The following is a 3,379-nucleotide window of genomic DNA, read 5'->3' as shown; positions in this document are numbered from 1 at the left end:
GTCAGAGGGCTGTCACGAGCGGCTTCTGCCCGCCCGCCCCTCGAACGAGTGGCCCCGACAGCGGTAGTGGCAGCGGCGGGCCACGGCCTGGCGCCGTCGGCGCCAGCGCGACCAGTTCAACGCGTGGGTGTGGGCACGTGGGTGTCGGGGAGTGCGAGCTGCCAGGAGTCGCCGCACTTCCGCCACGGTGAGCTCGATGACCTCAGCCTCCTCACCAGCGCAGCCCCCTTTTCGCCCTCCTGCGCGGTCATCGCCGCGAGGAAGGCATGGGCGAGCATCGCGAGGGTGATGTGCCTGTACCAGCCGACATAGCGGCGCACCTCGTACTGGTCCAGGCCGCACTCGTTCTTCGCCGCCTGGAAACACTCCTCGATCGCCCAGCGGAGCCCGGCCACCCGCACCAGCACGTCCACGCCTACATCCAGCGGCGCATAGGCGAGGTAGTAGGCGATCTCGTCCGGCCGGTTCACGCTGCGCCGTGCAAGCGCCCACCGTCGACGGATCAGCACGCCGTCCTGGTGGTCGTACTCGGCCACCGGTCGCAACTGCACGGCCGCCCAGTCGTACTCGCGCTGCCCCTTCGCTCCCGCGCCGCAGGAACGGCGCTCCCATGCCTGGTCGGGGGCCTGCTCGAACACCGTGTCGATGCGTGGTCCGGCCAGCGAGAACTGGGACTTCGGAACGGCGAGGACGTAGCCGACGCCGGATGTTTCCAGCATCCGGCGGAAGCGGTTGTCCTGTCCGTAGGCGGCGTCCGCCGTCACCCAGGCGATCGGCAGCGGTGAGGACAGCGCCCTGCGGACGATCGTCGCCGCGAGGGTGTTCTTGGTGGCGAACTCCCGCTCGTCGGGGACCTTCGCCGCGCGACAGCGCTCACGGTCGTCGGTCCATGACTTGGGCAGATACAGCTCCCGGTCCACCAGAGCGCGGCCGGCTGTGCTGGCATAGGCGGCGAAGACACCGATCTGGCAGTTCTCGGTGCGGCCGGCGGTGCCGGAGTACTGCCGCTGGACCCCGGCGGAGGTGGTGCCCTTCTTCAGGAATCCGGTGTCGTCGACGATCAGCACCCCGTCGGGGCGGCCGAGTTGTTCGGCGATGTAGGTCTGTAGGTCATCGCGGATGTGGTCGGGGTCCCAGCGGGCGCGGGAGAGCAGGTGCTGCAGGCCGTCGGGCGTTAAGTGGCCGGCGTGCTCGGCCAGTTGGTGAGGTCGGACCGGGGCGCCCTGCCGACGTTGCCGTCGGTGGGTTTCCCCGGCCCGCCTCCCGAACCGGACGTGCCCGATCTCCAGGCATCCGGCTCTCCACAAGCCCTCTCAGGCGGCCGCTGCGATCGTGGTCCCGTTGGGCCAAGGCGAGGGGATCTTGTTGCCGCGGTAGAGGTAGCGGTGGGTCCGCACCTTCGCGCACTTGAACAAGGTCACCTCGTCGTCGGCGGGCCACCATCGACCCGCGCTATAGCGACGGCGCAGACTCTTCCAACTGGACCGGCGGTGCTTGCGCCGCAGCCACCCGAAGACCTGGCGCCAGGTGAAGGCCGACAGGTATTGGAAGGTCGCGGCCGACACCCCGTGCCGGAAGTACGCCGTCCAGCCCCGCAGCACCGGGTTGAGATGGTGCAGCACGACTGCCAGCGGCAGGTTCGTGTCCTGTCGACACAGCGTCTTGACCTTCTCCTTGACGGCCTGGAGGGCCTTCTTGGAGGGGTAGAGGTAGACGTAGTGCTTCTGTGTTCCTCGTTTGCGGTGGCGCTGGAGGCGCCACCCCAGGAAGTCCAGCCCCTCGTCGATGTGAGTGATCGCCGTCTTCTCCACCGACAGCCGCAGTCCCATCGGGGCGAGTGCTTCCGCCACCTGGGTGCGTATGTCCTCGGCCTGCTCACGCGTCCCGGTCACGGCAATCAGAAAGTCGTCCGCATACCGGATGAGCCGGTAGTTGGGCAGATCCTGACGACGACGTCGGGCCCGCTGGCCCTGTGTGGAGTTCGGCCCGCCCGGACCGGCCGCGATGAACTCATCGAGGACGGACAGGGCGATGTTGGCCAGCAGCGGCGAGAGAATCCCACCCTGCGGAGTGCCGGTGTCGGTGTCCTTGGACTGACCACCCTCGCTGAGGATGCCCGCCTTCAAGAACGCCTTCACCAGGTCAAGAACACGACGATCCCCGACTCGGCGGCGCACCCGGTCCATCAGGGCCGTGTGGTCGATCGAGTCGAAGCACGCCTCGATATCCCCCTCCACCATCCACTCATAGGAGCTCTTGGCGAAGTGGTGTGCCTCGGCGAGCGCGTCATGAGCCCGGCGCTTCGGGCGGAACCCGTAGGAGCACGGGAGGAAATCCGCCTCAAAGATCGGCTCCAGCACCAGCTTCAGGGACGCCTGGACCACCCGGTCCCGCACGGTGGGAATCCCCAGCCGACGGCGCTTGGCCGTCCCCGGCTTGGGAATCATCCGTTCCCGCACGGGAAGCGGGCGGAAACTACGGTCCTTCAGGTCGGACCGTAGCTCGTTGAGGAAGACCTCAACGCCTTGCCCGTCCTCCACGGAGCGAGCGGTCTGCCCGTCCACTCCGGCCGAGCGGGCGCCCCTGTTCCTTCGCACCCGAACCCACGCGACCAGCAAGAACGCGGGATCGGCGACGAGATTGAACAGGTCATCGAACCGGCGATCACGATCGTCGGTCGCCCAACAGTGCAGCTTGGTCTGCATCCCCAGTACCCGGCGCTCGGCCTTGAGCAGCGCGAACTCCAGCGCGTCGGTATTCACCAGCGGCCTCCCGGCATTGCAGCATCCTCCCTGCCGACTTGCTGGCCCCCTTCGCCATGCACGGAGCTTTCCTCCGCTCGGACTACTACGGGGCCTCCGCCCCACCTGCGGACCTCAGCCGGCAACGGGCCTGCCCTCGCTCTCCGGACCGGATGCCGGGGAAGCGGGGGCGACCGCAGGCGGTTCCCACGTTCACCATGTGCCGATCGGCCAGGTCGGCGTCCCGCTACTACCCCGGCAGCATCACCACGCCTACGCCGCAGACCTTCAGCGTGGCCTCCCCACCGGCAGTTGGAGACCGGCTTCGGAGTTGACCACCCCTGCCGAAGCGAGAGGTCACGCACTGCACCCCGGGCCCATATCCGCCAGATTTGAGCCCGGTGCAAGACTTACGGGGCTTTACACGGGTTCCTCTTCGTACGCCTTCTGGCCTTGCTTGCCGAACCCGACGCGTCTGGCAGTACCGCGCCGTCCCGGCGTTGTCAGGGCTGCTTTCCGTCCTCACCGGCGTTCCCCGACTCGGACTGCCCTCAGCTTCTACCCGGCCGCTGCGACGGCCCGGCGGTAGAGGTCTCGCACCTCCACTCGGTCACATGGCGCCTCGTGGCGCACCCAGC

At 68.2% G+C, this 3,379-nt stretch carries 2 protein-coding genes; both read right to left on the bottom strand.

What is annotated here, in order from left to right:
• Nucleotides 1-116: 116 nt before the first annotated feature.
• Nucleotides 117-1,307 carry an IS701 family transposase gene (locus GFH49_RS14195; RefSeq protein WP_155056236.1) on the bottom strand — a complete coding sequence of 397 codons (1,191 nt, stop codon included), beginning with the start codon at nt 1,305-1,307 and terminating at the stop codon, nt 117-119.
• Between the two features lie 6 nt (nt 1,308-1,313).
• Nucleotides 1,314-2,762 (bottom strand): group II intron reverse transcriptase/maturase, encoded by a 1,449-nt coding sequence (ltrA, locus tag GFH49_RS14190; protein ID WP_155056235.1) that lies wholly within the window; start codon nt 2,760-2,762, stop codon nt 1,314-1,316.
• Nucleotides 2,763-3,379: the final 617 nt, after the last annotated feature.

Origin of the sequence: Streptomyces blattellae (genome assembly GCF_009709555.1) — a bacterium.
Taxonomy (GTDB): Bacteria; Actinomycetota; Actinomycetes; order Streptomycetales; family Streptomycetaceae; genus Streptomyces; species Streptomyces blattellae.
This window is presented reverse-complemented; position numbering and strand designations above follow the sequence as displayed.